We start from the raw sequence: 1,014 nt of genomic DNA on the forward strand, positions 1-1,014 counted from the left end.
TAGCCGATGGTCGCGGTGATCGACCAGTTGAGCGCTTCCTTGGACTGGTCCAGGATATAGGCGTCGTCCTTTTTCACCAGGTAAACGATCAGACCAGGAATGAAACCCAGAAACAGGGTTCCGATCCAGATCAGCACGGCGGTGTTTTTCGATTCCTTGCTCGGCGTTTCAATCAGGTCGTCCATCTCAGCTCCTCGTGTTGTAAAGCCCGAATACTACGTGAGAAAGGGGCCAGGCCCAAACTGGCGAGCGGCAAGGTTTCAGCGCGGCGGGCGTATGGCGCTTTTGGGCCTGAACGCCTGGCACACCGCTTCATCGGTTTCCAGGTAAGGGCCGCCGATCAGGTCGATGCAATAAGGCACGGCGGCGAAGATGCCCGCCACAGCCTGGGAACCGTCGGCGTTTTTCAGACCTTCCAGGGTTTCCGCAATCGATTTGGGCTGGCCCGGCAGGTTCATGATCAGGCATTTGTCGCGTATGACGGCGCACTGGCGCGACAGGATGGCCGTCGGGACAAACTTCAGGCTGATCTGCCGCATCTGCTCGCCAAAACCCGGCATTTCCTTGTGGGCAACAGCCAGCGTGGCTTCAGGCGTCACGTCGCGCAGCGCGGGGCCAGTGCCGCCGGTCGTCAGCACGAGCGAGCAGCCGGTGTCGACCAACTCAATCAATGCRGCGCTGATACCCGCCTGCTCGTCGGGGAWCAGGCGCTCTTCAAAGGTGATGGGGTTGCGCAGGGCGCGGGTGAGCCAGTCCTTGAGTGCCGGCAGGCCCTTGTCGACATAGACGCCGGCGGATGCACGGTCGCTGACCGAGACAATGCCGATCTTTACCGCGTCAAAGGAGGCGCTCACGCTTCAGGCTCCTCGCCATCTTCAGGACCTCGTGCCATGCCTTGCCTGACCAGCTGGAAAATCTCGCGGTAGGACTTGCCGTGCCGCGGCGCTTCGCCGGGTTTTTCGGGCTTGGCGTCCTTGCGGGCCTGGCGGATCAGCGCGCGCAGTTGCTGGGAGT

Annotated in this window: 3 protein-coding genes; all 3 read right to left on the reverse strand. The window is 61.7% G+C overall.

Going from position 1 to position 1,014, the window contains the following annotated elements; all coding sequences use genetic code 11:
- Positions 1 to 185 (reverse strand): magnetosome magnetite crystal formation protein family (locus AC1D1X_RS24240; protein ID WP_477699477.1); only part of this gene is annotated, 185 nt, incomplete at its 3' end.
- Between the two features lie 75 nt (positions 186 to 260).
- On the reverse strand, positions 261 to 854 hold the full coding sequence (mog, locus tag AC1D1X_RS24245; protein WP_477699478.1) for a molybdopterin adenylyltransferase: 594 nt from the start codon (positions 852 to 854) through the stop codon (positions 261 to 263).
- Positions 851 to 1,014 (reverse strand): dual-action ribosomal maturation protein DarP (locus tag AC1D1X_RS24250; protein ID WP_477699479.1); only part of this gene is annotated, 164 nt, incomplete at its 5' end. The genes AC1D1X_RS24250 and mog, both read right to left, overlap by 4 nt.

Source organism: Polaromonas sp. P1_G4 (assembly GCF_056405475.1).